Origin of the sequence: Mesorhizobium sp. RCC_202, from assembly GCF_041355295.1 — a bacterium.
In the GTDB taxonomy this organism is placed as follows: Bacteria; Pseudomonadota; Alphaproteobacteria; order Rhizobiales; family Rhizobiaceae; genus Mesorhizobium.
This window is the reverse complement of sequence record NZ_JBFUPO010000017.1, coordinates 21,174-38,386: the sequence shown is the minus strand read 5'-3', so window position 1 is coordinate 38,386 and position 17,213 is coordinate 21,174. Positions and strand designations below refer to the sequence as shown.

Sequence of the window (17,213 nt, the reverse complement as noted above, 5' to 3'; positions counted from 1 at the left end):
GAGCCTTAGCTCCGCATCTTCTCGCCACTCGGGTCGAACGGCGCCTCGACATTGATGCGGGCCGGACGGCGATGGCCGAGAATCTCGATCTCGAACAGGCCAGCGCTTTCGTCCTCGGCGAGAGCCGCCGGCACATAGCCTTGCGCCATCGACTTCTGGACGTAATGCGCATAGCCGCCCGACGTCACCCAGCCGACCACACGCCACTCGCCGTCGACGATGCCGCGCACGGCGGACGCGCCTTCGGCGGCCTTGGAGCCACGCACTTCCTTGCCCGCCGTATCGAAGCGCGGCGCGCCATAGCCGTGCGGCTTTTCCACCGTGCCGTAATCCTTGCTGACCTTGGCCCAGATCGGCTCGTCGCCCATCACGTCGGCATCGGTCGCATCGACGATGAACGAGACGCGGCGCAACTTCGGGCCGTCGGCCTGTTCCTTGGCGGATGCTTCGCGGCCGATGAAATCGTTCTTCTCCAGCTTGATGAAGCGGTCCATCGAACCTTCGAACGGGCCGTAGATCGGGCGCAGTTCGCGGAACCAGGTCGGGAAGTTCTTCTCGAGACGCATCGACAGCAGCGCGCGCATGCCGAAATCGACGATGCCGAACTCCGCGCCCGCATCCTTGATCGCCTTGTAGACCAGGCGTTCATAGGCCGGAGCCATCCAGATCTCGTAGCCGAGGTCGCCGGTATAGGTGATGCGGTTGACCAGGCACGGCGCGCCACCGACAGCCATCTCGCGGAAATCCATGAAGCGGAAGGCCTTGGTCGAGACGTCCGTATCCACGAGCTTTTGCAGCAAATCCCGCGCGTTCGGACCGGCGATCGACAGACCGACCAGCGTCTGGTCGAAGCGGTGGATGCGCACCGAACCGTCCTTCGGCAGGTGCTTCTCGAACCAGCGCATATGGTATTTCTGCGCGGCCGACGAGCCCCAGATCATGAAGCGGTCCTCGCCCGCCTTGGCGATGGTGAAGTCACCGATCAGCTTGCCGAACTCGTTGACCATCGGGGTCAGCACGATGCGGCCGACCTTGGGCATGCGGTTGGTCATCAGCCGGTTGAGGAAATCCTCGGCCGCCGGTCCCGACACCTCGTATTTGGCGAAGTTGGCGATCTCGGTGACGCCGACGCGCTCGCGCGTGGCGCGCACTTCCTCGCCGATCGGGCCGAAATCGTTGGAGCGGTGGAAGGATACGATGTCCTTGGGCTCTGAGCCTTTCGGCGCGAACCAGAGCGGCGTTTCCAAGCCCCACGAATCGCCCATTACGGCGTTGTTGGCAAGCATCGTGTCGTAGAGCGGCGTCGTCTGCGCCGGACGGGCGGCCGGCAGCTCTTCGTTCGGGAAGCGGATCGAGAAGCGGCGCGAATAGTTTTCGCGAACCTTGGCGTTGGTGTAGCGCAGGCCGGCCCATTCGCCGAAGCGGGCGACGTCCATGCCCCAGACGTCGAAGCCAGGATCGCCATGCACCATCCAGTTGGACAGCGCCAGGCCGACGCCGCCGCCCTGGCTGAAGCCGGCCATGACGGCGCAGGCGCACCAGAAATTGGTCAGGCCCTGCACCGGACCGACCAGCGGGTTGCCGTCGAGCGCGAAGGTGAAGGGGCCGTTGATGATCTGCTTGATGCCGGCCTTCTCGATGCCGGGGAAATGCTTGAAGCCGATCTCCAGCGACGGCGCGATGCGGTCGATGTCGGGTGGCAGGAGTTCATGGCCGAAATCCCACGGCGTGTTGACCGGCGACCAGGGCTTGCAGGCCTTCTCATAAGTGCCGAGCAGGATGCCGTTGCGCTCCTGGCGCGTGTAGATCTCGCCCTTGAAATCGAGCACGCCGATCATCTCGCGGCCGGTCGACTTGCTGAATTCCTCGACCTCGGGCATCGGCTCGGTCAAGAGGTACATGTGCTCCATGGCCAGCACCGGCAGCTCGACGCCGACCATGCGGCCGATCTCGCGTGCCCACAGGCCGCCGCAGTTGACGACATGCTCGGCATGCACCGTGCCTTGCTCGGTGACGACGTTCCAGGTTCCGTCCGGCTGCTGGGTGAGGTCGACGACGCGGTTGCGTAGCACGATCTCGGCGCCGAGTTTCTTCGCGGCCTTGGAGTAGGCGATGGTGGTGCCGGACGGATCGAGATGGCCTTCGACCGGATCCCACATGGCGCCGACGAAATTGGTCTCGTCCATCAGCGGGAACATCGCCTTGGCTTCCGATGGCGTGATCAGCTCGGTGTCCATGCCGAGATAGCGGCCCTTGGCGTGGGCCAGGCGCAGGAAGTCCATGCGCTCGGGCGTATCGGCCATCATGACGCCGCCGGTCAGGTGCAGCGAGCAGGACTGGCCGGAAATCTCTTCGATCTCCTTGTAGAGCTGCACCGTATAAGCCTGCAGCTTGGCGACGTTCGGGTCACCGTTCAGCGTGTGGAAGCCGCCCGCCGCGTGCCAGGACGAACCGGAGGTGAGCTCGGAACGCTCGATCAGCATGATGTCGGTCCAGCCGGCCTTGGCCAGATGATAGAGCACCGAGCAGCCAACGACGCCGCCACCGATGACAACCGCTTTTACATGGGATTTCATGAAGACAGGTCCGTTTTTATAGAGACTGAATCGAGTGAATGCGGGCGACGAGTTGCCGGTCGATCGTTCATCGCCATTGATCAAAAATCGGTCGGCGCGCCGCCTTCGGCCGTGCGCTTCTGGACGAAGTCGTTGAGCTCCTCGCGGATGGCCGGATCCATGTAGGGCTCGTCATAGGACGCCAGCCGTTCCTTCCAGACCTTGTTGGCCTTCTCCAACGCGGTCGGCGAGCCAGCTTCGGCCCAGGTCTCGAAATTGCGCCAGTCGGACAGGATCGGCGAGTAGAAGGCGGTCTTGTAGCGGTCCTGCGTGTGCTGGGTGCCGAAGAAATGGCCGCCGGGGCCGACAGACTGGATGGCGTCGAAGCCGAGCGCTTCTTCGGACAGGTCGAGCGGGGTGAGGAATTCGGCCACCATCTGCAACAGGTCGATGTCCAGAATGGTTTTTTCATAAGAGCAGCGCAGTCCGCCTTCGAGCCAGCCGGCGCCGTGCATCATCAAATTGCCGCCGCCCTGGATGGCGCCCCACAGCGAAAAGACGCTTTCATAGGCCGCCTGTGCGTCGACGGTGTTGGCGGCGCAAGTGTTGGAGGTGCGGTAGGGGATGTTGTAGCGGCGGGCGAGCTGCCCGCCGACGAGCTGCGCCTTCATGTATTCGGGCGTGCCGAAGGCCGGTGAGCCGGATTTCATGTCGACATTGGAGGTGAAGCCGCCATAGCCGACCGGCGCGCCTTTTTTCACCATTTGCGCGAAGGCGATGCCCGACAGCGCCTCGGCATTCTGCTGCACCAGCGCGCCGGCGATGGTCACGGGCGCCATGGCGCCCGACAGGGTGAAGGGCGTGACGATGACGACCTGGCCCTTGCTCGACATCTGGATGATGCCTTCCATCATCGGCACGTCGAGCTTGAGCGGCGAATTGGTGTTGATGATGGTGAAGACCGACGGCTCTTCCAGCATCTGCTCAGGGCTGATGCCGCGCGCGATCCGGGTGATCTCGATGCCGTCGACGTTGCGTTCCTTGCCGAGGGAATAGATGTGGAAGACCTTGTCGGTCAGCGTGGCGAGATCGCGGATGCATTCGAGATGGCGCACCGAAGGGTGGATATCGGTCGGCTCGACCGGATAGCCGCCGGTGCAGTTCAGGATGTTGTGCATCTGCGCCAGGCGCAGGAAGTTGCGGTAGTCGGCCTGGTTGCCGGGGCGGCGGCCGCGGTCGAGATCGGAGCAGTTCGGCGCCGAGGCCATCATCGACAGGATGACGTTGTTGCCGCCGAAACGCAGATTGTGCGCCGGGTTGCGGGCATGCAGCGTGAATTCCGAGGGGCAGTTCGAGATCAGATCGAGGATCATGTCGCTGTCGAAGCGCACCCGCTCCGAGCCTTCGGTCACGTCGGCGCCATGCGCCTTCATGATGCGGCGAGCCTCGTCATGCAGGACGTCGACGCCGATTTCCTTCAAGACGCGCAATGAGGCGAGGTGGATCGATTCCAGCTCGTCGTCGGAAACCAGCTTTGTCGGGGTCAGCGGGTTTCTCAACTGCCTGAACGCCGGCTGTTCGAAGGCGGCCGAGCCGCCGGCGCGCTTGCCCGCGCGGCCACCGCGACGGGCGCGGTCGGTTGCCAAGGGCGGTTCGGCTGGGTGCAGGGCGGCGGTCATGGGAGGCCTCGTACGCTTCGATAATGCGGCGGCATAATGGACCGGCGGCTGTCCAGCCATTGCGGAGGCGGCGACCACTAGGACGAGGGAAGCGACATGCCGGAACGGCAGTTTGCGCTGGTGATCTTCGCGCTCTGTCGCGCGCGCCAACGTCGTCACGCCTGACAGGAGCTGACTGGAGCAAGCGCTTTTCGCCGGCGGGGCTTACCGCGGTCGCGGCGACCCGCTAAGTCGCATCATGGATCTTGCGGAAAAGAGCAGCGGCGAGCCGATGCAATGGGCGGCGATCATCGGCGTGATCGCGACCGTTTCGGTTTTTGCCATCGCGCAAGGGCTTTCCTATCCACTGTTGAGCTTCATCCTGCAACGTCAAGGCGTATCGCCGGCCGTCATCGGGCTTTCGGCGGCGATGACGCCGATCGGCTTCATCCTGTCCTCGCCGTTGATCCCGGGGCTGGCGCGCCGCTTCGGGGCAGGGCGCACGGCGCTCACCTGTGCGGCGCTGTCGGCGCTGGTGCTGGGGCTGATCGGCTGGACGCAGGATGTCACTCTCTGGTTCCCGCTGCGTTTCCTGACCGGCGTGGTGACCAATCCGCTTTATGTTTTGAGCGAGACCTGGGTGATCGCGCTGGCGCCGCCGTCGCGGCGCGGGCGGATCATGGGCCTCTATTCGACCATCATTTCGGCTGGCTTCGCCGCCGGCCCGCTCTGCCTTCTGGCCGTTGGCACCGAAGGCTGGGCGCCATTCCTGGTCGGCATCTTCGCCTTTCTCTTCTGCGGTTGCTGCCTGGCATTGGTGGTTCGACGACTGCCCAAAGTCGACGAGACGGGTCACAAGGTTTCGGTTCTGGCTTTCATACCGATGGCGTGGCTGCTGATGTCGGCGGTCGTCGTTGCCGCCGGTTTCGAGCAAGCCATACTGTCCTTGCTTCCGGTCTATGGGACGCACCATGGCATCCCCGATGCGCGCATGTCGGCGCTGCTGTCGGTGATGATTGCCGGCAACATCGCCATGCAGGTGCCGCTCGGCCTGCTTGCCGAAAGGCTAACGGCACGGCTGGTGCGCTTCGGCTGCGTTCTCGCGACAATTCTGGGCTGCGCGCTGTTGCCGGCGCTGATCGACACGCCACTGATCTGGCCCTGCGTGTTCGTCTGGGGCGCGGTCTCCTACGGCGTCTACACCATGTCGATCATCGAGCTCGGCGAACGGTTCACCGGCTCGGCGCTGGTCGCGGGCAACGCCGCCTTTTCGCTGATGTGGGGCCTTGGCGGCATCATCGTGCCGCCGCTGACCGGCAGCGCCATGGACGTCATCGGCACCGCCGGCCTGCCGCTCACGCTCGGCGCAATCTGCGCGGCGCTGGCGGCGGCCACGGTCGCGCGCCGGCGGGTGGTGTAAGCCGGCGGACTCTTAGGTCTCTCGTCGTCTGAAAATGGCCCAGAGATCGCAATCGGCATGGTGTTCGGGCGGATAGTATTTGCGGCGCAGCGTCTGCTGGATTTCGACGGCGCGTTCAAAATCCGTGACTAGTCCGAATCTCGATAGCTCTGAATTCGCGAACGCTTCGGGAAAGCCGCCGCAATTGGTCAACGCGCTGTTGCCGACGTCCTTGTCCATGAGATCGTAGCCAAGGAACGCAAACCCGTCCCATGCAAGTGAGCTGACATCTTCAACGGGTTTTCGGATGACACCAAGAAGGTTGAACTCTCGCGTATCCGGCAGTTCCGACAGGAGGAAATCCAAATCCAGGAAGAAGCTGAGCATATAGTCTTCGTTCACGATGTGAGGCCAGTAGCTTTTCCTTATCTCGTCAAGGACGATAGGGCAGAGCATTCCATCGAGCGTGACCACCTCGGCCAGCTGCGTCAGGCCTGACCATGCGACGTAATTTTCCCATCTGGGGCCGTCGGATGGGCCAAATTTCTCCGTCGCTATGTAAAGACGTTGCATGAGGTCCGGCCTGGCGTTGATGACTTCAGATCGCCTTTTTATCGGCTTCGATTGAATGTCGGTAGCGCCATGCCGATGTTTGTGGCACCGAGCGAGACGAATTTCGGAGACCGCATGACCCAATCGACCGCACAAAAGCAGCCTGGTTCGGCCGTCAAGGCCGAAGATCCTTTTCTCTGGCTGGAGGACCGCAACGGCAAGGAAGCGCTCGACTGGGTTCACCGCCAGAATGCGCTGACGGTCGGCGAGTTGCAGGGCGATCCTTCCTACCAGGCGACCTTCGAGACCGCGCTCGATCTGATGACAGCCGAGGACAATATGCCGGTCGGCGCGGCACTTGCCGGCTATGTCTATAATTTCTGGCAGGACAAGACCAATGCGCTCGGACTGTGGCGGCGCACGACGGTTGCCTCCTACAAGACCGACAAGCCGGACTGGGAGACGATCATCGATTTCGATCAGCTTTCCGCGAAGGAAGGTGTGAAATGGGTGTTCGGCGGCGCCAGCAGGCTTTATCCCGATTTCGACCGCTGCCTGCTCTCCATGTCGCCGGACGGCGGCGACGCCAGCGAGATGCGTGAGTTCGACATCGCCACGAAGTCCTTTGTCGACGGCGGTTTTTCCGCGCCCGCCTCGAAGTCGGGCTTTTCCTGGCTGGACGAGGATACGGTGATCGTCTCGGCGGCTTTCGAGGAAGACGACAAGACCCAGTCGGGCTATCCGCGCGTCATCAAGCTTTGGCCGCGCGGCACGAAGCTCGAAGACGCGACGCCGATCTTCGAAGCCGATAAGCAGGATCTCGCGGTCGGAGGCGGCGTCGAGTTCGACGGCGACAAGCGCCATGTGCTGCTTGGCAGGACGATCGATTTTTTTACCGCGCATAGTTTTTTGCGGCTTCCCTCGGGCGAGAACAGGCGCATCCCGCTGCCCGACGACGCCACCGACACGGCGATCTTCAAGGGCCAGCTCATCTTCGGCGTGCGCAGCCCGTGGACGGCGCCTGACGGCACGCATTGTTTGCCGGACGGGCTCTACTCAATCGATTTCGACCGCTGGATCAAAACCGGCAGATTCGAACCGGTCGAAACCGTGCTGGAGCCGGCACATCGGGTGTCGATCGCCGGCAGCGCCCGCACGCAGGACCGCCTGTTCATCAACCTGATGGACAATGTGCGCGGCAAGGTCATCGGCTGCGACCGAACGGCTGAGGGCTGGACGCTGAAGCCCGTGGCGCTGCCCGAAAACGGCAATGTCGGCATCAGCCATGCCGAGCATTTCGGCTCGAGCGTGTCCTTCTCCTTTACCGATTTCCTGACGCCAAGCTCGATCATCTGGTCGGACGACAATGGCGAGACGCTTGCGACGGTGAAGTCGCAGCCGGCCCGCTTCGACGCCTCGCCTTATATTTCGGAGCAATTCGAGGCGCGCTCGAAGGACGGCACGATGATCCCGTATTTCGTCGTCAGGCGGCGCGACCAGAAAGCGCCGGTGCCGGCGCTGCTCTATGGCTATGGCGGCTTCGAAGTGCCGCTGCTGCCGGGCTATGCCGGCATTCGCGGCAGACTGTGGCTGGACAAGGGCAACGCCTATGTCCAGGCCAACATCCGCGGCGGCGGCGAGTTCGGCCCGGCCTGGCATCAGGCGGCGCTGAAGGGCAAACGCCAGAATGCCTATGACGACTTCGCCGCCGTGGCCGAAGACGTGGTCAAGCGCGGCATCACGACGGCGGCGCAGCTCGGCATCCAGGGCGGTTCCAATGGCGGCCTGCTGACCGGCGTGTCGCTGACGCAGCGGCCGGACCTGTTCGGCGCCGTCATCATCGACGTGCCGCTGCTCGACATGCTGCGCTACACCGAACTGCCGCCCGGCGCCTCGTGGATCGCCGAGTATGGCGACCCGGCCAAGCCGGAAGAGGCTGCCTGGCTTGGCGCTTACTCGCCCTATCAGCATGTCTCGGATGCCGCCTATCCGCCGGTGCTGTTGATGACCTCGACCGCCGACGACCGCGTCCATCCTGGCCATGCCCGCAAGATGGCGGCGCGCCTGCAGGAGACGGGCCATGCCAGGACGCGGTTCTTCGAAGAAACCGAAGGCGGCCATGGCGGGCGCGGCGACCGCCGTCCGCAAGCGGCGCAAACGGCGATGCGCTATATGTTCCTGCAGCGCGCGCTTGGTGAATCTGCCTGACCGGTACGGCTTGAATCTTGGGCCTCAGGCGGCGTAAGCTGCCTGGCATGGCTCGCAAGATGACATATGGCGCCTTTGGGGTCGCGGTGACGCCGTCGCCGCGCACGCTGCGCGCCGAGCTTTTGCGACTGTGCGCCCGCATCGGCTATTCGCCCCCCCGCTTCCTCTGACGAATCCGCCCCCGGCGGCTGCCGGATTGATTCAAGAGGAAAGATCAAATCGATGACTTATCAGAACTATTCGCTGAAGCAGCTTCAGCAGATCGACGCCGCGCATCACCTGCATCCCTTCACCGACCACAAGGAACTGCGCGAAACAGGCTCGCGCATCATCACCCACGCCAACGGCCCCTTCATCTACGATGCCGACGGCACGGAAATCCTCGACGGCATGGCCGGGCTATGGTGTGTCAATGTCGGCTATGGCCGCGACGAGCTGGCCGAGGCCGCCTATGCGCAGATGAAGGAGCTGCCCTACTACAACTCCTTCTTCAAATGCTCGACGCCGACGCCGGTGCTTCTGTCGAAGAAGCTGGCCGAGCTGGCGCCCAAGCATGTCAGCCAGGTGTTTTACGGCTCGTCCGGTTCGGAAGCCAACGATACGGCGTTGCGGCTTGTCCGCCACTATTGGGCGCTCGAAGGCAAGCCCGAGAAGAACCGCATCATCTCGCGCAAGTCGGCCTATCACGGCTCGACGGTCGCCGGCACGTCGCTTGGCGGCATGGAGCCGATGCACAAGCAGTTGGGCGGCGCGGTGCCCAACATCGTCCATGTGATGATGCCTTATGCTTATGAGCTCGCTCTGCCGGGCGAAAGCGACCATGATTTCGGCATCCGCGCCGCCAAGGCGGTGGAGGACGCGATCCTCGAAGCCGGCGCCGACAAGGTCGCCGCTTTCATCGGCGAACCGGTGATGGGCGCCGGCGGCGTGAAAATCCCGCCGATGAGCTATTGGCCGGAAGTCGAGCGCATCTGCCGCAAATACGATGTGCTGTTGATGCTGGACGAGGTCATCACCGGCTATGGCCGCACCGGCGAATGGTTCGCGGCGCAGACTTTCGGAATCGAGCCCGACACCATCACCACCGCCAAGGCGCTGACTTCGGGCTACCAGCCGCTGTCGGCGCTGCTGGTCGGCGACCGCGTCGCCAAGACGCTGGTCGAGAAAGGTGGCGAGTTCTATCACGGCTACACCTATTCCGGTCATCCGGTGGCCTGCGCCGTGGCGTTGAAGAACCTCGAGATCATCGAGCGCGAAGGCCTGGTCGAACGCGTCAAGAACGACACCGGCCCGTATTTCGCGCAGGCGCTGCAGGAGCAGCTTGCCGGCCACAGGCTGGTCGGCGAAGTGCGCTCCATCGGCCTGATGGGCGCGATCGAGATCGTCAAGGACAAGGCGACCAAGGAGCGTTACCTGCCGTCGGGAAGTGCTGCCGTCGTGGTGCGCGATCACGCGATCGCGCAGGGCCTGATGCTGCGCGCCACCGGCGACACGATGATCCTGTCGCCGCCGCTGATCTGGACGCGCGACACCGTCGACATGGCTTGCGACCGCATCGCAAAGGCGCTCGATCTTGCCGAGGCGGATTTGCGCAAGCGCTAGGACAAAAGGGCCGGGCGCCTTTTGATACGTGGCGCCCGGCCAACTTTCCAGATATGTCGGGGAACGAATGGCCCGCCACGCGCTTAAGTGTCGGGAGCCGGCCACACCGGCTGCATTGGGGTTGGATTTTCATGGCAAAGACAGGCAAGAGCCGGCGGTCGCTTGAAGCGGCAGGGATCGGTCAGGACCTGATGCTGGCGCCGCTGGTGGCGCTGATGCGGCTGCCGCTGATGGCCGCCGAAACCGGCCGAGCCTATAGTCCTGAAACCGCACGCGCGGTGCAGGAGAAAGCCAACGCGGTAGCCGAAGGCGCGTTTGCGGCGCAGATGGCGCTGTGGCACTCGGCGGCGCGTTTCTGGCCTGAGGTTTTTTCGGGCCGCACGCCATCGCTGTTCAACGGCATCGCGGCGGAACGGTCGATCAGCGCGGCGCTGAAGCCTGCCAGCCGCGCTGTGAAGGCAAATTTCCGGCGGTTGTCCAACAAGGCTTAGGGAAATTGCTTGGAAGGGCTGAGCAGTATAGCGCCCGGAAAAGCAAAAACCGCGCCCCAATGGGAACGCGGCTTTGCCAGATACACATGGCGTTTCGCGACGAAGCACTTGCGAAACTAACGGGCTCCGGTACGCGAGACCTGATCCGGAGCGCCGGGCGAATGTGATGTCCGCCTCGAAGTCCGTTTTATAGGCACATCGTTACCGGTGCGTTATCGAGACCTTAAGCAAATCTAAATTTTCTAGCCGCTGCGGCTAATAACCTTTTGTAATCAGTGACTTATTTTAAATTACCGCGCAGAAAATTTATGATGCCGGAAAAATCGACGCCGGCATGGCCTTGTGCATTGAACAGCGCATAAAGCTGCGTCGCCTCGGCGCCCAAGGGCGTTACCGCACCGGCGCTCTGGGCGGCTTCCTGCGCCAATTTCAGGTCTTTCAGCATCAGCGCCGCGGCGAAGCCGGGCTTGTAATCGCGATTCGCCGGCGATGCCGGAACCGGGCCGGGCACCGGGCAATAGGTGGTCAGCGACCAGCACTGGCCGGAGGAGGTGGAGGCAACGTCGAAAAGCGCCTGGTGCGACAGGCCGAGCTTTTCGGCCAGCACAAAGGCTTCGGCGACGCCGATCATCGAGATGCCGAGAATCATGTTGTTGCAGATCTTGGCCGCCTGTCCGGCGCCATCGCCGCCGCAATGGACGATGCGGCCGGCCATCGGTTTCAGGATCGGCTCGGCGGCGGCGAAAGCCGCATCGGAGCCGCCGGCCATGAAGGTCAACGTGCCGGCGGTGGCGCCGCCGGTGCCGCCGGAGACAGGCGCATCAATCGAGGGCAGGCCGTGCTTCGCGGCGATCGCATGCGACTTGCGAGCCGATTCGACGTCGATGGTCGAGGAGTCGATGAACAACGCGCCCGGCTTGGCCTTAGGCGCAATGTCTTCGTAGACGGAGAGCACATGCTTGCCGGCGGGCAACATGGTGATGACGACGTCGGCGTCTTTCACAGCAGCCATCGCGTTGGCCATCACCGTCACGCCATGCTCCCGGGCCACGGTAAGGTTTTCCGGCACAAGGTCGAACCCGTTCACAGCGTGTCCGGCCTTGACCAGATTGGCAGCCATGGGATTGCCCATGTTGCCGAGGCCGATGAAGGCGATGGTTGCCATCGTTTTCTCCCGAATGTTTTCTGTCAGCGGCCGATCAGCGATCGCGCGATGATGACGCGCATGATCTCGTTGGTGCCCTCGAGGATCTGGTGGACGCGGAGATCCCGCACCAGTTTCTCGATGCCGTAGTCGTGCAGATAGCCGTAGCCGCCATGCAACTGCAGCGCCTGGTTGGCGACGTCGAAGCCGATATCGGTGACGAAACGCTTGGCCATCGCCGACCATTTGCCGGCGTCCGGGGCCTTGCGGTCGAGTTTCGAGGCGGCGGCGTAGAGGAAGATGCGCGCCGCCTGCAACTCTGTCTCCATGTCGGCCAGCCTGAATTGCAGCGCCTGGAACTGGTTGATCTTCGAGCCGAACGCCTTTCGCTCGCTTGTATAGCCAAGCGCCTTGTCGAGCGCCGATTGCGCGCCGCCGAGCGAACACGCGGCGATGTTGAGGCGGCCGCCGTCGAGCCCGGCCATGGCGATGCCGAAACCGGCGCCTTCGCCTGAAAGCAGGTTTTCGGCCGGCACCTTGCAATCCTCGAGGATGACCTGGCGCGTCGACTGCATGTGCCAGCCCATCTTGTGCTCGTTGGCGCCGAAGGAGAGGCCAGGCGCGTCATTCGGCACGACAAAGGTGGAAATGCCTTTCGGGCCGTCGGCGCCGGTGCGCGCCATCACGACATAAAGGTCGCTGTCGCCGGCGCCGGAGATGAACTGCTTGGCGCCATTCAAGACATAGTCGCCGCCGCCTTTCACCGCCCGGGTCTTCAGGGCGGCTGCGTCCGAGCCGGAGCCAGGCTCGGTCAGGCAGTAGCTGGCCAGCCACTCCATCGAGGTCAGCCTCGGCAGGAAGCGCTGGCGCTGCTCGTCGGAGCCGAAGCGGTCGATCATCGAGGCCGCCATGTTGTGGATCGAAATGAAGGACGAAAAGGCGGGGTCGGCATGCGCCAGCGCCTCGAAGATCAGCACGGCATCGAGCCGGCCCAGCGCCGAACCGCCGACATCGTCGCGTACGTAAATGCCGCCCAGACCGAGCGGGCCGGTCTCGCGGATCACATCGGCGGGGAAGTGCTTTGCCTTGTCCCAATCGAGCGCATTGGGCGCAACGCGATCGGCCGCGAAAGCCTGGGCCATCTCCTGGATGGCGCGTTGGTCCTCGTTGAGTTCGAATTGGCCAGTGCCCGCATCGACTGCCGCGTCCATGACGTGCTCCCTGATGGTTTTCGGCCGGCCTGTCGCTGGCCTGTCGTTTTTGGCTATGCGCGCTCGCCAATCTAGACCAATGATGCCGCCGCGCAACCCGGCCCCCTGCGGACCGGTTGTGCATGGAATGATAACGGAGCCGTTTGTGCCGACAATTTTCGATGCTTTGCTCCGGGAGTTCCGGGGGTATCTCAAGAGCGTTGAGGGCGCGGTGGTCAGGGGCGCGGTCGCCGCTATCGATTGGACCATGCCGGCACGTTCGCTTGAACCGCATGGTCTTGCCTGCCTTCACCATCTCGACCGCATCGCTGAGCTTGCGCCTCCGGCAATCCAGCCGCTGGTGCGGCTCGTCGCCAACAATCGCGACGCGTTGCGCTGGGGCCAGACCTATAGCGCCGCCGATTTCGGCCAGGGCTTCATCGACAATTACGGCTGGTTGGAGGTGTTCGGCACGCGCGGGCATTTCGCCAATGACGCGGTCGCTGGCGGCGTGCTGATCCTTGGGCCGGACATCGTCTATCCCGACCACCATCACATCGCCGAGGAAATCTACATTCCGCTGACCGGCGGCACCGAATGGCGCATGGGCGAGGGTGGTTTCCAGCTGCGTGCGGCAGGCGAGGTGATCCACCACGCGTCCAATGTCAGCCACGCCATGCGCACCGGCAAGGATCCGCTGATGGCGCTCTATCTCTGGCGCGGCGGGCCGCTGGCGCAGACATCGACCATCGGCACGGGGGGCAGGGGCTGATGGCCAAGGCATTCATGCTGCAAGGCACCGGTTCGGATGTCGGCAAGACCGTGCTGGTGGCAGGGCTCTGCCGCGCCGCCAGGAAGCGCGGGCTGAATGTCCGGCCGTTCAAGCCGCAAAACATGTCGAACAATGCCGCCGTCGCCGAAATCCCCGGCGACAACAGGTCCGGCGATGGCGAGATCGGCCGCGGGCAATGGCTGCAGGCGCTGGCCTGTGGGGTCAAGCCGACGGTGCATATGAACCCGGTGCTGCTCAAGCCGCAGAGCGATATCGGCTCGCAGGTGATCGTGCAGGGCAAGGTGTTCGGCGAGGCGCGGGCGCGCGACTACCAGACGATGAAGGCCAGGCTGATGGACGCCGTTCTGGACTCCTGGGACAAGGTCGGCGAGGGCGCCGATCTGGTCATCGTCGAGGGCGCCGGATCGCCGGCAGAGATCAATCTGCGTCCCCGCGACATCGCCAATATGGGCTTTGCCACGCGCGCCAACGTGCCGGTGATCCTGGTCGGCGACATCGATCGCGGCGGCGTCATCGCCTCGGTTGCCGGCACGCATTTGATCCTGCCGGAGGAAGACAGGCGCATGATCGCCGGCTATATCATCAACAAGTTCCGCGGCGATGTTTCGCTGTTCGACGACGGGATCAAGGCGATCGACAGCTTCACCGGCTGGCGCTGCTTTGGCGTCGTGCCGTGGCTCAAGGCTGCCGGCCGGCTGCCGTCCGAGGATTCGGTGGTGCTCGAACGCCTCGTTTCCGGCGGGAAGCGAGCGCTGAAGGTTGCCGTGCCGATGCTGGCGCGCATCGCCAATTTCGACGATCTCGATCCGCTCAAGGCCGAGCCGCAGGTCGAGGTGGTGTTCGTGCCGCCGGGCAAGCGACTGCCGGAGGATGCGGGACTGGTGATCATTCCGGGCTCGAAGTCGACGATCGGCGACCTGATCAAATTCCGTGAAAACGGCTGGGATCGCGATCTCGCCGCCCACCGAAAACGCGGCGGCCACGTCGTCGGTATCTGCGGCGGCTATCAGATGCTTGGCCGGGTGGTGCGTGACCCCGAAGGCATCGAAGGCAGCGTGAGGGAGACGGAAGGCCTCGGCCTGCTGGATATCGAAACGGTGATGGAGCCGGAAAAGACGGTGCGCAATTCAAGCGCGCGGTCGGTGCCGTTCGATCTGCCGCTGGAAGGCTACGAAATCCATCTCGGCCGCACCACCGGTCCCGACACCGCGCGGCCGTCGGCCGTCATCGATGGCGTCGAGGACGGCGCGATCTCGGCCGACGGCAAGGTGATCGGCACCTACCTGCACGGGCTGTTTTCCGCCGACGCCTTTCGCGCCGCCTATCTGGAAAGCCTGGGCGTCAAGGGCGGCGGCCTCGACTATCGCGCCGAGGTCGAGAAGGCGCTTGACGATATCGCGGCCGAACTGGAGGCCCATCTCGACTGCGAGGCCATCTTCTCGCTGGCCCGCTAGGCCATCCCTCATCGCCTTGCGGAATGTGTTTTGGCGCTGTCGGAGCCGCTTCATCGAATTCGTCCTTGAACAGGGGGAGGCGCTCGGAAAGGAGATCGCTCGATGTTTCAAGGTGACCGCCGATGATCTAAACGACTATTTCGGCTTCGATCCGGAACGGGAGCCGGACCTTCGGAAATTCGACGGATTGATCCGCGAAGCTGCCCGGTCGCTGCAACGCCATTTTCATGCAGGCACTCCGGCGGGAAGCGCCGGCATGCGCATGAAAATGATCGGCTACGGCAGGTTCCGCTACTCCATAAAATGCGGCAAATCGACCGACTGGCCGGTGATCGGCGTCGCCCTCCAGAGGAGCTACATAAGCGTCTATGTTTCGGTCGCTGTCGACGGCCACCCGATCGTCGATCGCTACCGAGGCAAGCTCGGGGAAACACGGTCGGGAAGAAACAATTTCAGCTTCGTGCGATTTGATGAGCTCGAAGCCGAAATGGTTGCGAAGCTGGTTGCCGAAACAGCCAGTATGTTCAACGCGGACCCCGAGAACCCCGTTCGTTACCGAGAGGGTTCATGATGCCTTTTCGCCTGCCTTCGGCCAATAGGTGCCGAAGGACCAGACATTGCCTTCCGGGTCGAGGCAGATGAACTCGCGGCTGCCATAGTCGCGGTCGACCAGCTCTTGGATGATTTTCGCGCCGGCTGTCTTCGCCTTGGCATAAGCCGCGTCGGCGTCGTCGACGGCGATATAGGTCGACTTGCCGCCTCCGCCCGGATCGCCGACCATCTTGCCGTAATCGTCGTCGCGGGCGGTGCCGAGCATGATCATCGAGGAGCCGAATGTGAGCTCGGCATGATGGACGACATCGCCCTCGCCATAGCGGGCGCGGACCTCGAAGCCGAAGGCCTCGCACAGCCAGTCGATCATGGCGGCCGCGTTTTTGTAGCGCAGTGTAGGATAAATGCGTGGTGCTTCGTTGGCCGTGGACATGGCGGTCTCCTTTTTTGGGTCGATAAACCCAGTCTCGACGAAGGCCGTTGCGGCGTCTTGAAGAAATGTTACCTACATCAGGGCGGCGAGCGCGGTCGGCGTTTGCCCGGCGAACTGGCGGAATTCGCGCACCAGATGCGCCTGGTCGGCATAGCCGCAGTCCGCGGCGATGCTGGCCCAGTCGTCGTCCTGCTGTTTCGACAGCGACAGCGCGCGGTTGAAGCGCACGACGCGCGACAGCGTCTTTGGCCCGATGCCGATGGCGTCCGAAAATTTTGCCGCCAGATGCTTGCGGCTCCAGCCGATTTCGCCGGCAAGCAAAGAGATGCGTGTGCGCCCGCCTGAGGCGATGACGGTCCGGTAGGCCCAGGCAATCTCGGGCGAAAGCGCATTCGCCTCAGCAAGGCGGCCAGCAATGAAGCCCTCAGCAATGTCGAAGCGCGCGTCCCAATCCGACGCCTCGCCAAGCCGTTCGCGCAGTGCCATGCCATCGAGACCCAGGGCGTCGTCGAGGCCGACCATCCGGTCGCGCAATTCGCTCATCGGCAGGCCGAAGAACTTCCTGGCGCCAAGCGGCGTGAAATTGACCTGGATGCAGCAACAGCCGCCGAAGGATTCGATCATGACCGGCCCGGCATAGAGGCCGGCGGCGAAACTGGCGTAACGATCATTGTCGCCCGGGGCGTGGCCGAGGCCGATGGCGAAGGCGTCGGCGAAGCTGATCACCAGCGGTACGGTGAGCGAGGCATATTCGACGATGCGGAAATGGCCGGGACGGATTTCGCGGTAGCCGCAGATGTCGGTGACGATGCCGGCGAGCGAAGATGCTGGTTTGCGCCGCACCATCTCGAAATTGAGGGCGGGAGAGCGATTGTCGTGTCGATGGCGCTCTGTCTCGTCGGACATGACCCGAGCCTAGCAGAACACGCTCGCAAAAATCAAAAGCGCCCGGCAGGGCCGGGCGCTCCGAGTTGCCTGAGATGCAATGCTCACGCGCCGCGCATCAAACAGCCGGCGGCGAGCACGACATAAGCGACGAGCATAATCCACACCGATGCAAGCGGAATGAATGCAAGAACGTTGACAGCAGCGAGAAGGCCGATGACGGCGATGACCAACGAAATGATGAATACGATCTGGGTAGGTGCACTGAGATTCATGTCCGGTCCCTCCAACATGATT

The 17,213-nt window shown here is 63.4% G+C and carries 16 protein-coding genes; 8 read left to right on the top strand and 8 right to left on the bottom strand.

What is annotated here, in order from left to right:
* Nucleotides 1-5 precede the first annotated feature (5 nt).
* The gene (locus AB6802_RS28030) at nt 6-2,576 is read right to left on the bottom strand and encodes an FAD-dependent oxidoreductase (protein WP_371013453.1); all 2,571 of its coding nucleotides are present in this window, start codon (nt 2,574-2,576) and stop codon (nt 6-8) included.
* 80 nt (nt 2,577-2,656) lie between these two features.
* Nucleotides 2,657-4,234: a trimethylamine methyltransferase family protein gene (locus AB6802_RS28025; protein WP_371013452.1), complete on the bottom strand. Its 1,578-nt coding sequence runs from the start codon at nt 4,232-4,234 to the stop codon at nt 2,657-2,659.
* Nucleotides 4,235-4,472: 238 nt separating this feature from the next.
* Here AB6802_RS28025 and AB6802_RS28020 point away from each other — a divergent pair, with 238 nt between their 5' ends.
* Nucleotides 4,473-5,633 (top strand): MFS transporter, encoded by a 1,161-nt coding sequence (locus AB6802_RS28020; RefSeq protein WP_371013451.1) that lies wholly within the window; start codon nt 4,473-4,475, stop codon nt 5,631-5,633.
* A 12-nt stretch (nt 5,634-5,645) separates the two neighbouring features.
* On the opposite strand, the gene AB6802_RS28015 is transcribed toward AB6802_RS28020, so the two are convergent.
* A complete protein-coding gene (locus AB6802_RS28015; RefSeq protein ID WP_371013450.1) occupies nt 5,646-6,185 on the bottom strand; it encodes a hypothetical protein in 540 nt (179 codons plus the stop codon).
* 114 nt (nt 6,186-6,299) lie between these two features.
* Here AB6802_RS28015 and AB6802_RS28010 point away from each other — a divergent pair, with 114 nt between their 5' ends.
* The 4 genes from AB6802_RS28010 (at nt 6,300) to AB6802_RS27995 (ending at nt 10,465) form a co-directional block, all read left to right on the top strand.
* Nucleotides 6,300-8,372, top strand: coding sequence for a prolyl oligopeptidase family protein (locus AB6802_RS28010; RefSeq protein WP_371013449.1), 2,073 nt, complete (start codon nt 6,300-6,302; stop codon nt 8,370-8,372).
* Between the two features lie 47 nt (nt 8,373-8,419).
* Entirely contained in the window at nt 8,420-8,542 is a 123-nt protein-coding gene (locus tag AB6802_RS28005) for a capsid protein (protein ID WP_371013448.1), read from the top strand.
* A gap of 52 nt (nt 8,543-8,594) precedes the next feature.
* Nucleotides 8,595-9,974 carry an aspartate aminotransferase family protein gene (locus AB6802_RS28000; RefSeq protein ID WP_371013447.1) on the top strand — a complete coding sequence of 460 codons (1,380 nt, stop codon included), beginning with the start codon at nt 8,595-8,597 and terminating at the stop codon, nt 9,972-9,974.
* 131 nt (nt 9,975-10,105) lie between these two features.
* The gene (locus AB6802_RS27995) at nt 10,106-10,465 is read left to right on the top strand and encodes a hypothetical protein (RefSeq protein WP_371013446.1); all 360 of its coding nucleotides are present in this window, start codon (nt 10,106-10,108) and stop codon (nt 10,463-10,465) included.
* A 280-nt stretch (nt 10,466-10,745) separates the two neighbouring features.
* Here the strand turns inward: AB6802_RS27995 and mmsB are convergent, their stop codons facing one another.
* Complete coding sequence (gene mmsB, locus AB6802_RS27990; RefSeq protein ID WP_371013445.1) at nt 10,746-11,630, bottom strand: 3-hydroxyisobutyrate dehydrogenase; 885 nt, start codon at nt 11,628-11,630, stop codon at nt 10,746-10,748.
* 23 nt (nt 11,631-11,653) lie between these two features.
* Nucleotides 11,654-12,820, bottom strand: a complete 1,167-nt coding sequence (locus AB6802_RS27985) for an isobutyryl-CoA dehydrogenase (protein WP_371013444.1) — start codon at nt 12,818-12,820, stop codon at nt 11,654-11,656.
* A gap of 145 nt (nt 12,821-12,965) precedes the next feature.
* Here AB6802_RS27985 and AB6802_RS27980 point away from each other — a divergent pair, with 145 nt between their 5' ends.
* The 3 genes from AB6802_RS27980 (at nt 12,966) to AB6802_RS27970 (ending at nt 15,617) form a co-directional block, all read left to right on the top strand.
* The gene (locus tag AB6802_RS27980) at nt 12,966-13,571 is read left to right on the top strand and encodes a dimethylsulfonioproprionate lyase family protein (RefSeq protein WP_371013443.1); all 606 of its coding nucleotides are present in this window, start codon (nt 12,966-12,968) and stop codon (nt 13,569-13,571) included.
* On the top strand, nt 13,571-15,046 hold the full coding sequence (locus AB6802_RS27975) for a cobyric acid synthase (protein ID WP_371013442.1): 1,476 nt from the start codon (nt 13,571-13,573) through the stop codon (nt 15,044-15,046). Before AB6802_RS27980 ends, AB6802_RS27975 begins: the two co-directional genes overlap by 1 nt.
* Nucleotides 15,047-15,158: 112 nt before the next feature.
* Nucleotides 15,159-15,617 (top strand): hypothetical protein, encoded by a 459-nt coding sequence (locus AB6802_RS27970; protein ID WP_371013441.1) that lies wholly within the window; start codon nt 15,159-15,161, stop codon nt 15,615-15,617.
* Here AB6802_RS27970 and AB6802_RS27965 read toward each other — a convergent pair.
* From AB6802_RS27965 to AB6802_RS27955, 3 genes are all read right to left on the bottom strand, one after another.
* Nucleotides 15,612-16,031, bottom strand: a complete 420-nt coding sequence (locus AB6802_RS27965) for a VOC family protein (protein ID WP_371013440.1) — start codon at nt 16,029-16,031, stop codon at nt 15,612-15,614. The genes AB6802_RS27970 and AB6802_RS27965 overlap by 6 nt on opposite strands.
* Nucleotides 16,032-16,103: 72 nt before the next feature.
* Complete coding sequence (locus AB6802_RS27960) at nt 16,104-16,937, bottom strand: helix-turn-helix domain-containing protein (protein ID WP_371013439.1); 834 nt, start codon at nt 16,935-16,937, stop codon at nt 16,104-16,106.
* A gap of 83 nt (nt 16,938-17,020) precedes the next feature.
* A complete protein-coding gene (locus tag AB6802_RS27955; protein ID WP_371013438.1) occupies nt 17,021-17,191 on the bottom strand; it encodes a hypothetical protein in 171 nt (56 codons plus the stop codon).
* Between the last annotated feature and the right edge of the window lie 22 nt (nt 17,192-17,213).